Raw genomic sequence first — 20,279 nt, forward strand, 5'->3', positions numbered from 1 at the left:
AGATTCATGTTATTTTATGTTGATTTAGCTATATGTATGCAAGGGTTCTTTTCTGAAATCTAACATAAAAGTAATTTTAGACCAGTAAAATGGTCAGATTTACCGTACCCTAAATTTATTTAGGATAGGATTGTCTTAGAACCCCTAAATTTTGGTGTTTAAATAAAGATACAAATGCCACGAGGTTTTTCTTCTAAAAAAAGGATCAATTTGCCGTCAGATTCTTTGGCTATTTTTAATTTCAAAATATTCTAGAATTGCATTAGGTAAAAAGCAAGCTAGCGGTTCTTTAAAGCCCAATCTAATTTTTTTAGCAAAACTTTAAGATCATACCTTAAATCGCCACTTTTAAGGTTAATCTGATGTAAGGGGTTTTTTATTAGAGAGACAAAACTAAGACAGAAAATACTTAAGTAGTTCATGACCAACCATCTTCCAATATCTAGGTATCAAAGAAAATTTTTTTACGAATGGAGTTTAAACCCAACCCAGAGCTCATATAATGTTTCATTCATTTACAGATTGCGCGGCCTTTTAGATAAACAAGCTTTAAAATTAGCATGTAATCGTTTTATTACTAGGCACGATGTTTTTAAAGCGGTATTTGATAAAAATTTTTTACAATGTTATAAAGGTAATTTTATTGTAGATGATTTTTATGAAGAAACTATTTTTAATTCACAACAGTCTATAGATCAACAAATAAAACAAATAGTAAACCTTCCTTTTGACATCACAAAAAAATGCCTCAGGATTGTTCTAATTACTACTGACAAACCAAATGATTATGTTTTTATTCTACAAGTTCACCACATAATTTCTGATGGAATTTTTGGCTTAGAGATTTTAAAACAAATCAATCATGATTATAATGCTATATGTAATAATAGAATAGAAGATGAAATTATAGTAAGTAAATATTTTAAACAAGCTGTAGAAAAAGAAAAACAATCATTAAATAAAGAATTTAATGATACGGCCAGAGAATTCTGGATAAATTATATCAATAAAAGGCGTGTACAAATAGATTTTCCCTACAAAATAAATAATAATATTTCTGCAGAAATATTGAATAACAAAAAGGGGGACTCTATTTATTTTGATTTGCCTTCAAGTAAGTCAAAACTTCTAAGAAAATTTGCTAAGGAAAATAGAACAACTAATTTTATCATTATTTCAGCAGTTTATGGCTATGTTTTATATAAGTATTGTAATCAAACAAAGTTTGCGATAAGCTACCCTGTTGATGCAAGGCCCAGAGGCTTTAAAAATGTTGAAGGTTGTTTTGTTAATAATATTCCCTTATTATTTGATTTCGAAGAGGTCGATAATATTTACGATTTAATTACTTGTTTGAATGAACAACGTAAAGCTGTAAAACCTTTTCAAGTATATCCTACTTCTAATATTATTAATGATCAGAGAAAAGCTGGTAATGATATTTCTAATCCGCTTAATGTAGGTATATCTCAAACAACTCTAAATGAGACCTCTTTTAAACTAAAAGGACTAGAAACAGAATCTATCAACATTCCTTGGGGAGAGGATATAATTAGTGAATTTACCTTACTTTTTGATGAATATTCATCTAAAGATATAAAGTTTAGATTCGAGTATCGAAAATTTCTCTTTGATGATGATTTGATATCAGCATTTATTGATTCTTTTAAAAATACGATTGATCTGATATTATCAGAAAATAAACTCTTCTTTAAAAACGCCATCTTAAATGCTTCAGATTACAATAAAATCATCCATAAATGGAATTCTACTGAAGTAAGGTTCTCAAACAAATTAACTATACCAGAAAAGTTTTACAATCAGGTATATAAAAGTCCAGATGCCACAGCATTAGTTTTTGAAGGAAAAGAAATGTCATACCGAGAATTAAATGAAAAAAGTAATCAACTTGCTCGGTATATAAAATCATCCTATCAAAAATCAACCGGAGAGCCCTTTCAATCGAATACTTTAGTGGCATTATATCTAGATAGAAGCTTCGAAATGATCGTAGCTGTGTTAGCTATCTTAAAATCCGGAGGTGCTTATGTACCTGTAGACCCTTCTTATCCAAAAGAAAGAGTAGACTATATATTAAATGACACCAATGCTAAATTAATTTGTAGCTTAAAACATATAAATCAAAAACATATAACATCTACAAATGCAGAATTACTTTTAATAGATTTAGATGCAGATTTTTATATACATAATGACACCTCTGATCTTCCAAATTTTTCCAAATCAGATGATCTTGCCTACATCATATATACGTCAGGAACAACAGGTTTTCCAAAAGGGGTTATGCTGAATCATTCAGGTATTATTAACAGAATCGAATGGATGCAATCGATGTATTCTTTAGATAAAAGAGATGCTGTATTACAAAAGACACCGTATGTATTTGATGTTTCTGTTTGGGAATTATTATGGGGTATTTGGTATGGTGCTAAAATAATAATTGCTAAGCCTGAAGGACATAAAGACAATATTTATTTGCAAGAATTAATTGAAAGGGAAAAAATAACCACTCTTCACTTTGTTCCTAGTATGCTTGATGCTTACAATAACTACTTAACGGATACTAATCAATTTTTTCATAATTCGGTTACTCAAATATTTTGTAGTGGCGAGGAACTTTTGAAAAGTATTGTAAATGAATCCTACAAAAATGCATCAAATTCAAATTTTAAGTTACATAATCTTTATGGTCCTACAGAAGCATCAATTGATGTTACTTATTATGAAACAAAACCAAATTCTAAAGTATATATCGGTAGGCCTATTCAAAATATTAAAACATATATATTAGATAAAGACTATCAACCTGTCCCTATTGGAGTAAAAGGAGAACTATTTATTAGTGGAGTTGGTCTAGCAAAAGGATATCATAACAAATCTGAGTTAACCCGGAAAAATTTTATAAAAAACCCTTTTGATTCTTCAAAAGATTACAATAGGCTATATAAAACAGGCGATATAGCTCGTTATACCAAAAATGGTAATATCGAATTTATAGGAAGAAATGATCATCAAATCAAAATTAACGGTTATAGAATAGAACTAAAAGAAATACAAGAATCTCTAAACAAAATTGACGGTGTTAAACAAAGTTGTGTAATTGTAAGTAAACGTGATAATAGTTCAAAATTAAGTCAATATATACTTGCTTATTATGTGCCGGACACTAAATTCTATTTAAATTCTAGGAATGAAATATTGAACAAATTATCAACCACGCTACCTGGTTATATGCTTCCTAAATTTCTAATTCCCTTAGAGGAATTACCTACAACCAATAATGGAAAATTGGACAGAAAGTCGCTTCCAAAACCTGACTTGAAATTAGCTAATAAATATGTAGCACCATCAACAGTTCAAGAAATCCAGTTGTGCGAGCTATGGACAGATATTTTAGGAGTAAATAAAATAGGTGTAACTGACGATTTTTATTCGGTTGGAGGAGATTCAATATTAAGCATTCGTCTGGTTTCACAAATGAGAAAGAAAGGATTTGATGTTACGGTAAAAGATATTCTTGAATATAAAAACATCCAAAACATATTAAAAAATACTACCTATAATTCCGTTGTTCACAACATAGAATATATCCCCTTTTCATTAATTGATCCTGAGATTAAACAAAATATTATAGCGTCTAGAAATTATGATGTAGAAGATATTTATCCTGCAAGTTATTTACAAACAGGAATGTTGATAGAGTCGTTTAAGAACATAAATAAAGATGTATATCACGATGTTTTTGTTTATGAATTTTTCAAGGAGTTTGATTTAGAAAAATTTTCAACTATCTGGCAAAAATTTATTAATCAACACGAACAACTTCGAGCTTCTTTTGAAGTTCACAATACAGGTTATGTCAATATAATTAGTAAATCGTATTTAGTAAGTTCAAAAATTAAAATTTTAGAGGCTGAGATTGATATTGAAGAATTTGTGAAAATGGAAAAAAGTAATGACTTTGAAATAGATATTTCAGGTTTATTTAAATTATTCATTGTTCCAGATCGTAAACAACAGAAATTCGTTCTAATCTTTTCATTTCATCATTCAATAACAGATGGGTGGAGCATTGCTTCATTAATTTCTGAATTTGTGGAATCTTATTTTGATCAAGCCTCTGGTGAAATTAAGAATAAAGTTTCGTATGCTAAGTTTATTCAGTCTGAAATAGAGATCATTAACTGTAATGATACCAAAGAATTTTGGAAAAAATATTTAGACAACTATCAAGCTGATTTACATACCTATAAAAAAGAGGAAGCTTCTTTTTCTAGTGATGAATTAAAAGTCGACTATACATTATCGCCAAACTTAAGTAGGCAAATACTTGATTTAAGTGTAAAACTGGGAGTTCCAAGTGATATTATTTTCTTGTCTATATATGGTTTAGTTCTTTCTAAATTTCGAACTAAAAATGATTTAGTAATTGGTAAAGTTGAAAACAATCGCTTAATAGAAGATGGAGGAGAACACATATTCGGATTACACCTTAATACTATTCCTTTTAGATTTACATTTGATAATGACGAAAAGGTATCCGAATATATTTTAGATATTTTTGAGAAAAAAAAGGCTATAGAACCTTATAAGGGGTATCCTTATGGAAAGATTAAATCTTCTTTGAATTTAGTAGATGATATTTATCAGTATGCCTTCAACTACATTCATTTTTATAAACTACAGGAACAACATTCAAATGATTTTGTCAATGTAAAATTAATTCATGAAAAAACAAACATTCCTGGCACGCTAAACGTCCAAAGGAATTTAGAAAACTTCCAGTTGGATTTTTCTGGAAAAAATAATTTCATTAGTAAAAAAAATGCTTTACGCATCCTTCAATATACTAAGGATTATTTAAAAAACCTTGTTGAAAATCCTGAGCAAAAAATTTCAGAAATAAAAGTTGTTAATCCTGTAGAAGAGGTGCGGATATTAAAGGAATTTACACCTGTTGATTTAGAAAAAATTCCAGAAAATATAACAATTATAGACTTGTTTGAGCAACAAGTCCTGTTACACCCTCACAAAACTGCAGTTGTATGTGGCGATGAATCTTTATCATACCAAGGTCTAGACCTTAAATCTACCGAACTGTGTCGTTATTTGATCCATTCAGATATGATAACCAATGGTACCGTTGGTATTTGTTTACCAAAGTCTCTAGATATGGTAGTGACCATTTTAGCGGTATTAAAGGCAGGAGCAGCCTATGTGCCCATAGATCCTAGTTATCCTCCTGAAAGAATTGATCATATCATAACAGATAGTCAATTAGATATGATAATTACGGATCAGTTAATTAATGATATGAGTGGTACAAAGGTCTTACACCTAAAAGAAACTTATAATAGCATTGCTGATAAAATTATTGATAAAGCATGGCCTAAAGTTTCCCCTTCCAACGGTGCTTATATCATTTATACTTCGGGATCTACAGGTAAGCCCAAAGGTGTAAAAGTCAACCACAGAAGCCTGCTTAGTGTAGTTACGTGCTGGCAAAAAGAATTTGAATTGGACCATACTACTAATTTACTACAAGTGGCAAGTTTTGCCTTTGATGTATTTATTGCAGACATGTGTAGAAGTATCCTTTTTGGGGGGAAATTAGTTTTATGTCCGGATGGTACACGGTTAGATTTTGATAAGGTCTACCATCTCATGGCTACACAATCTATTAATCTTATTGATCTTACCCCTGGGTTTGCCATTCCATTTATGGACCATGTATATAAAAAATCATACGACGTATCATTTTTAAGACTATTGATTTTAGGTTCTGACCTATGTAAAGCCTCTGACTTTAAATCCCTATTAGAGCGTTTTGGAGATGATATGCGTATTCTTAATTGTTACGGTACTACAGAAACCACCATTGACAACTCATTTTATGAAGCCAAGAGTGTTGAAGATTTAGATAATTTATTTGCAGTCCCCATTGGTAAGCCGCTAAAAAATTCGAGGTTCTACATTTTAGATAAACAACAAAAATTAGTGCCAATAGGTGTTACCGGTGAATTGTACATCGGAGGGCACAGCCTATCGGAAGGATATTTAAATAACAAAACACTTACAACATCTAAATTTATACCTAACCCTTTTGAGCCTTCTGAGCTATTATATCAAACAGGGGATCTTGCTAGTTGGTTACCTGATGGTAATGTTTCCATATTGGGAAGAAGTGATGATCAAGTTAAAATTAGAGGGTACCGTATTGAATTGGGAGAAATAGAAAACAGTTTAATTAAAAGCAAGTTGTTAAAAGAGTGTTGTGTAGCTGCTTTAGAAGACCCTCGCACAAAAAACAAAAGATTGGTAGCTTATACTGTTGTAGATACGGATAAAGGTAATACGAGTAACGGAGATCTTTTAGAATATTCAAAAAAACTCTTACCTGATTATATGGTCCCTGAGTTTTGGGTTGAAATAGAGGAACTCCCTTTAACAACCAATGGTAAAATTGATAGAAAAGCATTACCCATACCAGATTTTGAAACATCAAAGGAGGGTATAGGATATATAGCTCCATCTACTCCGGAAGAAATCGCGATCTGTAATATTATTGCAGAAGTATTAAACATAGAAAACGTAGGTGTTCAAGACGACTTCTTCATAATTGGAGGGGATAGTATTTTAGCGGTTCAAATAGCCCACTTAATTTCTACATCACTTGATATTGAAATTAAGGCATCGGACATATTAATACACAAAACGGTGTCAGGTGTATTATCAAACACAACAAATAAGTCCCTTGTAAAGATAGATGTAGAAGATCATGGCTTAAAGAAAATTCCACTATCATTTTCACAAGAAAGATTATGGGCTATCGATCAGTTAAATGGAAGTCTTGAATATCATATTCCAGGAGTTTTCAGAATAAAAAAAGGCGCTATTAATATTAATAAATTCACCCTTGCTATACAAAAAATCCTGAAAAGACATGAGGTATTACGTACAACAATCAATTCTCAATTTGGTATTGGTTATCAAAGCGTACAAGAAGAAGCTAATTTTAAAGTCTCCGTAAGAAGTGTACGAGAAGAAAATTTAGAATCAGAGGTTTTGGAATTTATAAATAAAGCTTTCGATTTGAGTACAGATTATATGATCCGTACTAAAATTATTAACTTAGAATCTGGTGATCAAATTATTATTTTCGTGATGCATCATATTGCGTCAGACGGATGGTCTATTCCGATCTTCATTAATGAATTAACTTTATTCTATAATGATTTAAAAATAGATATTCCTGCTCCCGAAGTTCAATACAAAGATTATAGTATTTGGCAAAGAAATATATTAAAAGATGATCTTTTAGAAGAAAAATTAATATACTGGAAAAATAAATTAACAGGCATACCCACATTGAAGTTGCCTACAGATTTTCAAAGACCATTAGTGCGAAGTACTCTAGGTGAAAAGTATACTTTTGAAATCCCTAAAATAATTACTGACCAGCTAAGAGAAATTAGTAAGCGATATAAAGGCACGCTATTTATGACCTTATTGAGTATTTACAGAGTCTTATTATATAAATATTCAGGACAATCAGACATTGCTATAGGTACACCTGTTGCCAATAGGCCTATAAGTCAGGTTAAAAGCCTAATAGGCTTTTTTGTTAATACTATTGTATTACGTAATCAAATTAAGGATCAGCCATTTGTAGAATTCTTAAATATTGTAAAATCTAATACATTAGAAGCTTACAAGTATCAAGATGCACCCTTTGAAAAGGTACTAAATGCAGTAGATCATGATAGAAATTTTAGTACTACACCTCTATTTCAAACCATGATTAATCTTGTGAAAGATCATCAAGATGCAATTATTTTGGAAAATCAAGAGTTATTACAAGAAAATCATAAAACCACTCATGCCGCATACGATATATCAATCGATTTTACCGAAAAAATTAATAATTCACTATCAGTAGATATTGAGTACCGTAGTGATTTATTTAAAAAAGAAAGTATCAAGAGGATTGCCGATAGCCTGATGGCAATTACTCAATTAATTATAATTAATCCTGAGCAAAAAATTTCAGAAATAAAAGTTGTTAATCCTGTAGAAGAGGCGCGGATATTAAAGGAATTTACACCTGTTGATTTAGAAAAAATTCCAGAAAATATAACAATTATAGACTTGTTTGAGCAACAAGTCCTGTTACACCCTCACAAAACTGCAGTTGTATGTGGCGATGAATCTTTATCATACCAAGGTCTAGACCTTAAATCTACCCAACTGTGTCGTTATTTGATCCATTCAGATATGATAACCAATGGTACCATTGGTATTTGTTTACCAAAGTCTCTAGATATGGTAGTGACCATTTTAGCGGTATTAAAGGCAGGAGCAGCCTATGTGCCCATAGATCCTAGTTATCCTCCTGAAAGAATTGATCATATCATAACAGATAGTCAATTAGATATGATAATTACGGATCAGTTAATTAATGATATGAGTGGTACAAAGGTCTTACACCTAAAAGAAACTTATAATAGCATTGCTGATAAAATTATTGATAAAGCATGGCCTAAAGTTTCCCCTTCCAACGGTGCTTATATCATTTATACTTCGGGATCTACAGGTAAGCCCAAAGGTGTAAAAGTCAACCACAGAAGCCTGCTTAGTGTAGTTACGTGCTGGCAAAAAGAATTTGAATTGGACCATACTACTAATTTACTACAAGTGGCAAGCTTTGCCTTTGATGTATTTATTGCAGACATGTGTAGAAGTATCCTTTTTGGGGGAAAATTAGTTTTATGTCCGGATGGTACACGGTTAGATTTTGATAAGGTCTACCATCTCATGGCTACACAATCTATTAATCTTATTGATCTTACCCCTGGGTTTGCTATTCCATTTATGGACCATGTATATAAAAAATCATACGACGTATCATTTTTAAGACTATTGATTTTAGGTTCTGACCTATGTAAAGCCTCTGACTTTAAATCCCTATTAGAGCGTTTTGGAGATGATATGCGTATTCTTAATTGTTACGGTACTACAGAAACCACCATTGACAACTCATTTTATGAAGCCAAGAGTGTTGAAGATTTAGATAATTTATTTGCAGTCCCCATTGGTAAGCCGCTAAAAAATTCGAGGTTCTACATTTTAGATAAACAACAAAAATTAGTGCCAATAGGTGTTACCGGTGAATTGTACATCGGAGGGCACAGCCTATCGGAAGGATATTTAAATAACAAAACACTTACAACATCTAAATTTATACCTAACCCTTTTGAGCCTTCTGAGCTATTATATCAAACAGGGGATCTTGCTAGTTGGTTACCTGATGGTAATGTTTCCATATTGGGAAGAAGTGATGATCAAGTTAAAATTAGAGGGTACCGTATTGAATTGGGAGAAATAGAAAACAGTTTAATTAAAAGCAAGTTGTTGAAAGAGTGTTGTGTAGCTGCTTTAGAAGACCCTCGCACAAAAAACAAAAGATTGGTAGCTTATACTATTGTAGATACGGATAAAGGTAATACGAGTAACGGAGATCTTTTAGAATATTCAAAAAAACTCTTACCTGATTATATGGTCCCTGAGTTTTGGGTTGAAATAGAGGAACTCCCTTTAACAACCAATGGTAAAATTGATAGAAAAGCATTACCCATACCAGATTTTGAAACATCAAAGGAAGGTATAGGATATATAGCTCCATCTACTCCGGAAGAAATCGCGATCTGTAATATTATTGCAGAGGTATTAAACATAGAAAATGTAGGTGTTCAAGACGACTTCTTTATAATCGGAGGGGATAGTATTAGTGCTATAAGGGTAGTTTCAAAAATAAATGAAGAACTAGATATTGGTATTACGGTATCAGACATCTTTAGCTATAAATCAGCGAAAGGTTTTTTAGAAAGAAAAAAAGAAAAACAATTAGAAACAGATATCGCTGAAATTAAAGTCGCAGACTATGAAGTTCTAACTCATGATCCTACTTGTAACATTAGGGTAAAATCTAATTTCGCTTTAAAAAGCACACAAAATCATCAAATTCGGACAAAGGGTTTAAGTGTACAAGAAAAAGTGCTTTCTCTTGAAAAGAAATATTTACATCAATTTAATGAAAGTATAATCTCTTTTAAAGAGTACGGAATGACACCTGTTCAAGAGATCATACTGAATTATACTCCTAATGTTAAAAACAATAATTTATGTATTTATTTGCCTTTTCCAAATAATGTTAATATAGATCAATTTAATAACAACTTTAAATCGCTTATTAATAGGCACAGTATTTTCAGAAGTATTTTTGATCAGAAAAATAAAAGTTTAAAGGAACTTATTCTAGATCCTAATAAAGAAATAACAATTCCGGTATATGAATTATCTGAATCAGATGATTTTATAACGTGCAAGAATTTCATATTCGAAACTTTTTTTAATGCTTTTAGTATTAATGATAGTCTAGCTTATAGAATTTTATTATTACAAAATTTCAAATCTGAATATAGTCTCTGTTTAGTAATAAATCATTTAATTTTTGATTTTACCTCGCTAGAAATTATATACAAAAGTCTAGGGATGTGTTTAGAAAATACGTTTCCTTTAAAAGAAAATTATAAATTCAATACTTTATATGATTATAACAAAGAAATGAATCTGAAAAAAATGAGACTAGAAGGGAATAATTTCTATCTGGATTTCATTAAAAAATATAAGGATTCTATAAGAATAACAGATGAAGAACTAAAAAGAAGACTGAGTTTTTCAAAAGATAAAAAATCAAATAATTATAATTTCAGTTTCGATAACGATGAGATTAAAATAATTCATAAGCATTACGAGTTACATGATACGAATATTCAATTCTTTTGGTATTTAGTATGCTTGAAATACTTTGCAGGTATATTAGATAGTATAGAAAATATTCCTTTTGTTTTTCCAAGTCATGGACGATATTTCAAAAATGAAGAAAACTATTTTGGAATAGTTGCTGATTTACATGATATAGTTCCTATGTTTTTAGAAGTGAGTAAAATAAAATCTTTAAGAACATCTTTAAATCATTTTAAAGAAAGGTTAGAACTCATAAAATATGGTAAGTTAAATTATTTGAATTTGATGCGAGAATATTGTGACATCAATGAATTAGATCCTCCTAATCCAGCATTTAGATTACGTTTTCATTTAGACCGCGAATTTGAAAATGACGATAAATTATACCAAAGTTTGGAAATTGTCCATCCTGCTTCAAATGATTTTTTTTATAGTTTAACATTTATAATTAACATTACTTACAGTAGTTCTAAAGGAATACATATTAATATAAAAACACCTTATCATCTAGAAATTAATAAAAATGATTTTCACAAGATTTTAAACATACCTCTGACAACCTAGAATTATTTTCTTAGAAATATTTACATAGATAAGTATGAAAAAAATATATGTATATATATTATTGTTATCAGTATCTCTAATGGGAACTAGGCTAACAGATTTTGTACTGGGGATATGGTTACTGGACTTAGATGATCAAGGTGTTATATTATATTCTTTAACTTGGTTTTTTTCACTGGCACCGTCGATCTTGCTTGGTCCTTTAATAAGTAGTATAGTTGATCGGTGGGATAAAAATAAAATAATTTTTTTTGGACAGCTTATAGCTGGTATAGGTAGCTTAATTTTAATGATTCTGTATTATTTTAATGCATTATTACCATGGTACATTTTTATAATTACAATGATAAGTTCTATATGCTTTTCTTTTGTTTTTAAAAGTTTTAATAGGTGTATTCCGGAAATTGTTCCTCAAGAAAAGCTAATTAAAACCAATGGTCTAATAAGTTCAGTTTATGAAGTCATTGAGATTGGGGTGCCAATTGCAGCCCCAATTTTTTATAAAATAATAAGTTTAGGTAATTTTTTTCTAATAGATTTTTTAACCTTTATTATTCCAGTAACCTTCTTCTTAATTATAAAATTACCTTCAACTACTAGATCAGGTCAAGCTTTGAATTTACTTACTGATTTCAAAATTTTCAGGGGTTTTATAAATAGAAACAAAGAGTTAAAAGTACTTATACTATATTCGATGTTCACCGCATTTATAATAGGAATGTTGAATATTTTATTCACTCCTTTAATTCTAGATTATTCAAATGAATATGCTCTTAGTGTTATATTTATTTTTTTAAGTTTAGGTGGACTATCGGCAGGCCTTGTGTCAATTGGACAAAACAGACTTAGTAAAACACTAAATCCTATTAGATTAAATATTAGGATGGGATTAATGATAAGTATAATTCTAATTATATCATCAATATATTTTAGCATATATACGATTGCTTTGGGTGGTATGTGTGTTCTTTTTCTATTTAATTTTAGTAGTATTATAAAAAAATCTTTTTTTCAAACTGTAATTCCTCCAAAAATTCAAGGAAGAGTCTTAGGCTATATCTCAATTTTTATAGGAATTTCAGAATCATTTGCGTATTTGATTTCTGGTTTTATTATTGATTCTTTAAGAGAATTTTTAAAAAATCAAAAATTAAGATTTATTCCTAATTATACAGACACTTATATCTCAGCCGCTATTATTCTATTGATTTTATTAATGGGTATCTTCCATTTTATCATATCCGCTTTAATAAATAAAAAGAAAAAAATTTTTGTGCTTGATAATTTATACAAACAACATACTGTTTAACAAAAAGAAAAAGTTTAAGATGAATCTTTAGTCTTACGAAATAAAAGATTTAAATTAGAACTTAAGATTTAAAAAAAGCTTTCACATTTTATTCAATAACACCTGGAAATAGTTTACAATAAAAAGATATTGTATTCTTCGATAATTCACAAAATCCTACATGAAATCGAACCAGTATGTTTTACAATAAAATCGACACAACACAACAGCTCTTAGTCCATAAAAACAGCCAGATTCTTATTTTAAACCTGCAAATTAAAAGCTGTTTTTAAAATAGAGTTACTAACAATACAGTAGTAATATTTTAAATTACTACCCGAAATAGGTGCTTACTATTTTGAAAAGATTATTTTTAAAACCTTACATATTTGTAAAAAATTTTAAAAAGAATAGCTAAATTCTTTATCTAGAATAAATTAACAGGAATGTGTTTGAATCACTATCCTCATTACTAAATATTTCTGTCAATTTTAAGGTATTATTATTATCCTCCAAAGAAATACTATATGTTATAGTCTCATCTAGATTTCCTGAACTATCTAAGAATTCAACCCTACCTTGATCTGAAGAAATTATTTCAAAAGTACCATTTACAAATTGAGCAGGACCGCAAGTATCCGGAGATGATTCAATTGGTTCAAAAAAGGCTTGTGTAAATGTCATGTCTGATGAAATTTCAATAAATTCTAAAGATTGGCAAGTTGATAAATCTAAACTCTTATCATTAATTCTTATATCTACAATATTCCAAGTACCTGCGACATCTTCTATAGTTAGAGAGTTTTCATTTTCAGTATTGCTTGAAGAGCTGTCATCATCCCCACAAGAAGAAAGTATTAATAACGGTAACAGTAAAAAAAGTATTTTTCTCATAATTATCTAAAAAAGTTTATGTTTTAAATTTTTGAGCTTGTCATGATGTAAGTATTGACGTATTTATTTTAAATACTTACAAAATATTATAAATAAAACTTCATTTTTAGATATAATTGGCTGTTTTGGAGCGACCATATTAGATATGTTGGTCACTTATCGATCTACTTTTTGTTGGATTAGTTGTTTTCGCTTGGTAATTACTACTTCATCCAACTCCTGCCCTCCTTCTTCTAAAACGATGGTACCTACGATCGGTTGGGTGGGGTATATTTTTTTGGTTACGAATCCTACAAAACTAATTTCCAGATATATGTTTTTATTCTTGATATGGATGGTAAAATCCCCATTTCATTAGAAACTACACCGTTGATTAGGGAATTATTAGTTTTATCCTTTGCAGTGATGTTAGCATAGGCAATAGGTTGATTTTATGGGTCTACAATTTTTCCGGTAAAGTCTTGTCCGAAACTAAACGAAAAGATAAAAGCAATTAAAAGTGTGGTGATGGTTTTCATAATATTATTGGTTTTTAATGAATGATACGCCAAAAGTATTCTGAGAAAGCAGTCTTCAAAATAGCTATGTCATGAGTTCACGGAAAAATGAAATGAATCAGAGGAAATTAAAAATGTAATTTAATTCCGGAAGTAAAGAAGGTATTCTTAAATCTATTAAATCGAAAGGTGCGATGTAATTAATCGCCTTATTTTATGCATTTATTCTCTCCGATTGTTTTACAATTAAAAGGCGAGGTAAGTTTTACTATTACTGGTAATCATCAACTTGTAAAAGTTTTTGTACGCTTATAAGCCGAAATGGATGTACATACAATACTTTTAAATTAGTGTAATTTCCCTTAGATTTGCAAAGAAAATATATGGAATATTAAGGATATATGTCTTTTATATTGTTGTTGGCAGTAATTTGACAAAACATATGAAATTAAGTAATTCATTTAGCGGAGCATTAAGAACATTTGCTTATTTCATTGCAAGCGGGACACACTATCAACTTAAAGGAGTTGAATATTTGGATTTGTTTGGAGAAGAACCAAGTGCAATAGAACAAGCTTTTGCAATATTTACAAATGTTATTGAACTGGATGAAAACGGAACTGTATTGAACGCAAAGTATGCTGAAAAAAGAGCTGTTGATTATATTCGTTCATATTGCGATTCTAAATTTCAAGTTGAACCACCTTATGAAGATTGGGAAACTGAATTACATTCTGCGCCACCAATTAAAGACAAAATTTAAATGACTGACCAAATAGCTGAAAGAATTGTAGACTGTATTCTTGAATGCCGAGAAAAAGGGATCAAAAATGACGAATTGATTGTTAAAGAATTGATGACCAAATTTGACGGAAAGGAAAATGATTTTTATTGGGCAATTGAAATGATGAACACAGGTGGTTTTATAGCATCAATAATGAGTTCAGGTAATTCTTATCCAAAATCAAATATAAAAATTGAGGACAATCCCATATTAAAAGTTGCATTTAAAAAATGTAGGATTGATTTAAAAGGAGAAGCTTATTTTATCAATAATTATGGAAAAAAGAAAAAATGGTGGAAAATATTCTGAGAAAACTACTGCCAACACGGGTAACTGTTGCACAAGCCCCTAAAAAGTCAAAAGACAATCAATAATCTTGAGTTTAAGCCCTAATTTTCTAGAGGGATATATTCATAACTACCTTAACACAACTAGCGCTAAATTGCTTATTTTACGCCTTAAAAGGCATTTTAATCGAAAAATTATGGGCTAAACAGACTCCCACTTTACTTATTGGGTTTTTCTTGGTGAATTTCAGGTATTTCTTTAAGTTATAAGCAATAGCCGCCAAGTGCATTACTTTGTTAGCCTGTCCAATGCTAATGGTATTAATTTTTCGTAGTCCCATAAATTGGGTAAGAGTCCCAAATACCGGCTCCACAGTACTCTGCCGTTTGGCTTTCATATAGCGCCCCTGTTTACTGTTTACTCTAGCTATGTTACGCTCATATTCCGCCCGGTAATAAGTAACCGTTATTCGTTTCTCCTGACTGCTCTTTAGGCATTCTTTACGCAGTGGACAACCGGTACATATCTTTTTACTGGCTCTGTATTCCTTCTTTCTTGTTTTGGTTCTATAATCTAAAAACTCTTTGGTAAATGGGATTACGTTTCCTTTGGGACACAGATAATGATCTTCTGTTTCTATATACTGAAAACCATCCGGACCACCCTTATAGGTGCCGTGAGGCGGTATAAAACTTTTTATACCTTGACTTTCCAGAAATGCATAGTTCTCTCCACTACTATAACCGGTATCAGCTACACAATTTTCCCAAAACATACCTTGCTTCCATAACCGCCTTTGTAAGCGCTTTACAATATCAGGTAGTTGCTGGTTATCCTTGCCGTCTGCATGGTAAGCTTTTATATCGGTAATGACGTGGTTGTTTGTATCTACGCTGAGTTGGCTTAAATAGTTCAGTTTTCTGGCCTTACCTGGCTTAACACTGATCCTTGCATCCGGATCTGTGGGACTGTAATGAGTTTTATTACTCGTATAACGACTTCCTTTGTTTCCAGCTCCCGGGCGCTGATCCTGATCTTTTGACCATCTTTTGTTCCTGTAAGTGATTCCTTGCAGTTCTTTCTCATTAGCAGTAATGATTCTTTGGTCTTTACTGGATTTATCCTGCTTGGCTTTTCTGAAGGTTTGTTTATCCCTTTCGCTGATATGGCGTACTTCTGCCAGGTGGGCATCCAGATCTTGACTTGGGACTTTAAGCTCTAAACTGTCCATGGAGGCATTAGCTTTAACAGGGGCGCTGTCAATAGCTTGGGTGTGACCACTGACCATACCTTTTTCCATACACAACTCAAGTACTTTTGTAAAGACCTCTTCAAATATGGACTCCGGAAATAACTGACGTGTTCTCGAGATAGTCGAATGCCAAGGAAGTTCTTCATCAATATCATACCCTAAAAAATAAAGAATATCCAGTCGCATACTGCAGTGATCAATAAGCTTGCGGTCACTTATGATATTCTCCAGATAACCTACCAAACAGAGTTTGAAGAAAACCACTGGATCAATACTTTTTTGACCGCTAGAACCATAAAACTTTGAAGTAAGATTGTATAAATAGTCCAGGTCCAAAGCCTCTTTGAGCCTGCGGTAAAAATTACCTTTGCCAACACGATCACTAAGCTGGAAACTACTGAACAACTTCTCCTGATATATTTTCTTGCCTTGCATACTTCAAGATAGTAAATCAATGAACTAAACATATTAACCCAATGTTAGCTTTTTACTATCTTGTGTAACAAGCACACGGTGTATAAAACATAGCTAATAAGTACTAAACCGAAAGGTTTGTGTATATTTAGAAAGTCCGCCAAATTTTTAATTTGGATTTTAAAAAGAGAAAAATTAAAAACAAAATATAAAAATTTGACTCAGTTCTAATTCGAAAATGTAATATCTTTTTGCTCGCTACGATTTTATACACTAGCCGTTCAAGTCCATACTCCGCTACGCTCCGTATGGGTTTGAATGTGCGGGCGGCTACGCCACTAGTTCTTACCCGTCACCGCCGAGAGCGGAGAACGGGCAAGAACTGGCTGTTATAACATATTTCCACTCTGCTAAGATATTTCGTATCTTACTACGTGAAAACCTGCTATTGCCGCCCGCGCATTAGCAAATATTAAAACAAATTAAACCTTAAAAAAATGAACAAAAAACTACTATTCAAAATTCTTTTTATTGTTATCTGTTATCAAGGATCTTCTCAAACAAATATAAGTGGAGGTATTTTTTCCAATACTACCTTTGATATAGCTAACAGTCCATATATTGTTACTGATAACGTAGTCCTTTTTCCAGATGTTCAATTGACTATTGAACCAGGTGTAGAAATAAAATTTAACACAGGTAAACAAATGGAAATAAGAGGCGAATTAATAGCTATTGGAAACATGACAAGTAGAATTGTTTTTACGTCCAATAACACACCTCCTTCTAGAGGAGACTGGAATGGAATAAAAATTAAGAATTCTTTGGGTGCCAAAGCAAGTTTTGAATATTGTGACTTTTCTTATGCAACTTCCTCCAATAATACTGAATGTTGCTGGGACGGAGGTCCAATCTATTACAAAAATTCTAGATTTGACAATAATCAATCAGCAATGACTGGATATACTGGTTACGATATTGATATAGATAATTGTGAATTCACAAATAACATATACTGTATAACTAGTGCTGATAAAAATATAACGAACTCTACCTTTACTAATAACGATTATGGTTTATATTCAACGGAGCGGGTTGATGTGAGCAACTCTACGTTTACTAATAATCAAAATGCTTTGTATGGGGGAAGAGGCTTACTGGAAAATTGTATTATAACCAACAATGTGATTGGTGTAGATAGTTTTTTTGAAGGTTTTGAAATTCGAAGCTGTAATATTTCAAATAACGAAATAGGTATAAAAACCTCTAATTATGACGGATATACTGCACCTATTAAGGATAATCAAATTTGTAATAATACAATATTCAATGTTGAGAACACCGATAATATTAATAAAGATTTAACTAAAAACTGTTGGTGCTTAGAAGATCAAAATTCAATAGAAGAAAAACTTAAAGATGCTTTTGATAATTTAAATTTAGGACTTATTAGCTATTCTATTTATGATACTAATTGCGAGATTATATCTTCTGAAGTAATAAAAGACCGGACATTATCAATAAACGAAGATTTTGATATTGTACTAAATAAACCTTCTATAGGCCCAAATCCTTTTTTAAATAACCTTTCAATAAATTTAGAGCAAACAGTAGCTGAACTAACAATAAATATTTACTCATTTACAGGTCAAATAGTTTATTCCTTAATAAATCACAATATATCTGAAACAGAAATTAATTTACAAAATTTAAACTCTGGAATTTATATGATGAATTTAACTTTTGGGAATAGAATTATAAATAAAAAACTTGTTAAAAAGTAACATTTGCTATCACTAGTGGCTGTTGCGCAACCTGAATTTGGGTTAAATTTTACTAATCTTACTTGTTTTTAGGCATTTTTATGAGATGTGGTTTTCAACTTTTAGTTATTTCATATCTAAGTTTAGAGGTCTTAAAAAGTAATCATTGAACTTTATAATTACCCATTTTTCCAACTTTGACAATACGGCAGTTTTAGCTCCGCTTTTTTGGCTTTTTAATTGTGTATTTTAATAGTTTTTTGAGGTTATAAGCTATTGCTGCCATATGCATGCACTTTTTGTCCCAGAAATTCCCCTGACATTTATCTTTTGCATACCTAGATATTGGGTAAGTGTACCGAATACTGGTTCCACACGCGACTGCCTTATCTTTTTCATTTGTTTGCCCAGATGGCTATATACCCTTTTGTCGTTCCTCTCATATTCTTCACGGTAATAGGTAACTGTTATACGTTTCTCTTTTACTTTTCTAATGCAGGTAGCTTTGATTGGGCAGTCTTTACAAAGTTTGCTCGATGCACGGTATTCTTTCTTCTTTGTTTTAGTTCGGTAATCTAAAAACACCTTTCTAAAGGGAATCACCTTAGCTTGTGGGCAAGTAAAATGATCTTCTCTTTCATTATACGTAGATCCATCGGGACAGCCTTTATAAGTACCATGAGGTGGAATGTAGATTGTTAAGTTTTGTTTCTCTAAAAAAGCATAATTCTCTTCACTACTGTAGCCTTTATCTGCTAATATATTCTCTACTTGTAATCCTTCTTTCCACAACCGTTGTTTGGTACGTTTGACCATGTCTTGTAATGCTGGTTATCCTTAGCATTGGCATGATAAGCTTTAATATCAGTTATTACATGCATGGCACTATCTACAGTAAGCCGACTAGTGTAGTTTAACTTTCTGGCTTTGCCTGGTTTTACACTTATGCGAGGGTCAGGGTCTGTTGGACTGTAATACGTTTTGTTACTGGTGTATTTGGAACCTTTATTGCCTGCCCCCGGTCTTTGCGTTTGGTCTTTTCTCCATTTCTTTTGACGGCTTTCTATATTTTTTAGTTCAGCTTGGGTAGCGATTATCATCTTTTGAGCTTCTGTAGCTTTATTCGCTTTTGCCCTACCATACTGTTCTTTGTCCATAGCACTGATATGACTCCGCTAAATGAGCTTCTAAACCCTGCTTGGGAACCTTTAGCTCTAAACTGTTCGTTGAAGCATTTGCTCTTACCGGTGCACTATCCATAACTTGAGTATGACCGCTTACCATACCGCTTTCTATACACCTACTAAGTATGCGTGTAAATACACCCTCAAAAATAGTTTCAACAAACAACTGCCGGGTCCTACTTATGGTACTATGCCATGGTAGTTCTTCATCAACATCATAGCCCAAGAAAAATAAAATATCCAAACGCATACTGCAATGCGTTATGAGTTTTCGATCGCTTATGAGATATTATAAATATCCTACCAAACATAGTTTAAAAAACACCACAGGATCTATACTCTTTTGACCCGAAGTGCCGTAAAATACTTTGGTTTTTTGATAAAGAAAGTTCAAATCTAAAAGTGAGTGAAGCCTGCGATAAAAATTGGATTCCGGAAGGCAATTCGATAATTGAAACTGCTGGAATAACTTCTCCTGATAATTCTTCTTGCCTTGCATAACTAAAGATACTAAAAAATACTAT

At 31.4% G+C, this 20,279-nt stretch carries 11 protein-coding genes; 5 read left to right on the forward strand and 6 right to left on the reverse strand.

Annotated features, from left to right (window positions below):
- Positions 1–420: 420 nt before the first annotated feature.
- Together NBT05_RS16950 and NBT05_RS16955 are read left to right on the forward strand one after the other, a co-directional pair.
- Positions 421–11,391, forward strand: coding sequence for a non-ribosomal peptide synthetase (locus tag NBT05_RS16950; RefSeq protein ID WP_265771090.1), 10,971 nt, complete (start codon positions 421–423; stop codon positions 11,389–11,391).
- Between the two features lie 34 nt (positions 11,392–11,425).
- Positions 11,426–12,700, forward strand: a complete 1,275-nt coding sequence (locus NBT05_RS16955; RefSeq protein WP_265771091.1) for an MFS transporter — start codon at positions 11,426–11,428, stop codon at positions 12,698–12,700.
- Positions 12,701–13,102: 402 nt separating this feature from the next.
- Here NBT05_RS16955 and NBT05_RS16960 read toward each other — a convergent pair whose 3' ends face one another.
- A complete protein-coding gene (locus NBT05_RS16960; RefSeq protein ID WP_265771092.1) occupies positions 13,103–13,573 on the reverse strand; it encodes a hypothetical protein in 471 nt (156 codons plus the stop codon).
- A gap of 939 nt (positions 13,574–14,512) precedes the next feature.
- On the opposite strand from NBT05_RS16960, the gene NBT05_RS16965 reads away from it, so the two are divergent.
- On the forward strand, positions 14,513–14,833 hold the full coding sequence (locus tag NBT05_RS16965) for a hypothetical protein (RefSeq protein WP_265771093.1): 321 nt from the start codon (positions 14,513–14,515) through the stop codon (positions 14,831–14,833).
- Entirely contained in the window at positions 14,834–15,163 is a 330-nt protein-coding gene (locus NBT05_RS16970; protein WP_265771094.1) for a hypothetical protein, read from the forward strand.
- Positions 15,164–15,305: 142 nt separating this feature from the next.
- Here the strand turns inward: NBT05_RS16970 and NBT05_RS16975 are convergent, their stop codons facing one another.
- Positions 15,306–16,829, reverse strand: coding sequence for an IS1182 family transposase (locus NBT05_RS16975; RefSeq protein ID WP_265771095.1), 1,524 nt, complete (start codon positions 16,827–16,829; stop codon positions 15,306–15,308).
- A 476-nt stretch (positions 16,830–17,305) separates the two neighbouring features.
- Here NBT05_RS16975 and NBT05_RS16980 point away from each other — a divergent pair, with 476 nt between their 5' ends.
- Positions 17,306–18,592 carry a T9SS type A sorting domain-containing protein gene (locus NBT05_RS16980; protein WP_265771096.1) on the forward strand — a complete coding sequence of 429 codons (1,287 nt, stop codon included), beginning with the start codon at positions 17,306–17,308 and terminating at the stop codon, positions 18,590–18,592.
- A 252-nt stretch (positions 18,593–18,844) separates the two neighbouring features.
- Here the strand turns inward: NBT05_RS16980 and NBT05_RS16985 are convergent, their stop codons facing one another.
- From NBT05_RS16985 to NBT05_RS17000, 4 genes are read right to left on the reverse strand one after another with little or no spacing between them, the layout of a single operon-like run.
- Positions 18,845–19,387, reverse strand: a complete 543-nt coding sequence (locus tag NBT05_RS16985) for a transposase (RefSeq protein WP_265771097.1) — start codon at positions 19,385–19,387, stop codon at positions 18,845–18,847.
- Positions 19,339–19,728: a hypothetical protein gene (locus NBT05_RS16990; protein ID WP_265771098.1), complete on the reverse strand. Its 390-nt coding sequence runs from the start codon at positions 19,726–19,728 to the stop codon at positions 19,339–19,341. Before NBT05_RS16990 ends, NBT05_RS16985 begins: the two co-directional genes overlap by 49 nt.
- Complete coding sequence (locus NBT05_RS16995; protein WP_265771099.1) at positions 19,706–20,005, reverse strand: transposase; 300 nt, start codon at positions 20,003–20,005, stop codon at positions 19,706–19,708. Before NBT05_RS16995 ends, NBT05_RS16990 begins: the two co-directional genes overlap by 23 nt.
- 39 nt (positions 20,006–20,044) lie before the next feature.
- The gene (locus tag NBT05_RS17000; RefSeq protein ID WP_265771100.1) at positions 20,045–20,254 is read right to left on the reverse strand and encodes a hypothetical protein; all 210 of its coding nucleotides are present in this window, start codon (positions 20,252–20,254) and stop codon (positions 20,045–20,047) included.
- Positions 20,255–20,279: the final 25 nt, after the last annotated feature.

The sequence above is a fragment of the Aquimarina sp. ERC-38 genome (assembly GCF_026222555.1).
Classification (GTDB): Bacteria; Bacteroidota; Bacteroidia; order Flavobacteriales; family Flavobacteriaceae; genus Aquimarina.

Bases quoted from the DNA above. Each gene is read 5' to 3' on its own strand.
- NBT05_RS16950 (WP_265771090.1), top strand. From the start codon at position 421: ATGACCAACCATCTTCCAATATCTAGGTATCAAAGAAAATTTTTTTAC.
- NBT05_RS16955 (WP_265771091.1), top strand. From the start codon at position 11,426: ATGAAAAAAATATATGTATATATATTATTGTTATCAGTATCTCTAATG.
- NBT05_RS16960 (WP_265771092.1), bottom strand. From the start codon at position 13,573: ATGAGAAAAATACTTTTTTTACTGTTACCGTTATTAATACTTTCTTCT.
- NBT05_RS16965 (WP_265771093.1), top strand. From the start codon at position 14,513: ATGAAATTAAGTAATTCATTTAGCGGAGCATTAAGAACATTTGCTTAT.
- NBT05_RS16970 (WP_265771094.1), top strand. From the start codon at position 14,834: ATGACTGACCAAATAGCTGAAAGAATTGTAGACTGTATTCTTGAATGC.
- NBT05_RS16975 (WP_265771095.1), bottom strand. From the start codon at position 16,829: ATGCAAGGCAAGAAAATATATCAGGAGAAGTTGTTCAGTAGTTTCCAG.
- NBT05_RS16980 (WP_265771096.1), top strand. From the start codon at position 17,306: ATGAACAAAAAACTACTATTCAAAATTCTTTTTATTGTTATCTGTTAT.
- NBT05_RS16985 (WP_265771097.1), bottom strand. From the start codon at position 19,387: ATGGTCAAACGTACCAAACAACGGTTGTGGAAAGAAGGATTACAAGTA.
- NBT05_RS16990 (WP_265771098.1), bottom strand. From the start codon at position 19,728: ATGGACAAAGAACAGTATGGTAGGGCAAAAGCGAATAAAGCTACAGAA.
- NBT05_RS16995 (WP_265771099.1), bottom strand. From the start codon at position 20,005: ATGCGTTTGGATATTTTATTTTTCTTGGGCTATGATGTTGATGAAGAA.
- NBT05_RS17000 (WP_265771100.1), bottom strand. From the start codon at position 20,254: ATGCAAGGCAAGAAGAATTATCAGGAGAAGTTATTCCAGCAGTTTCAA.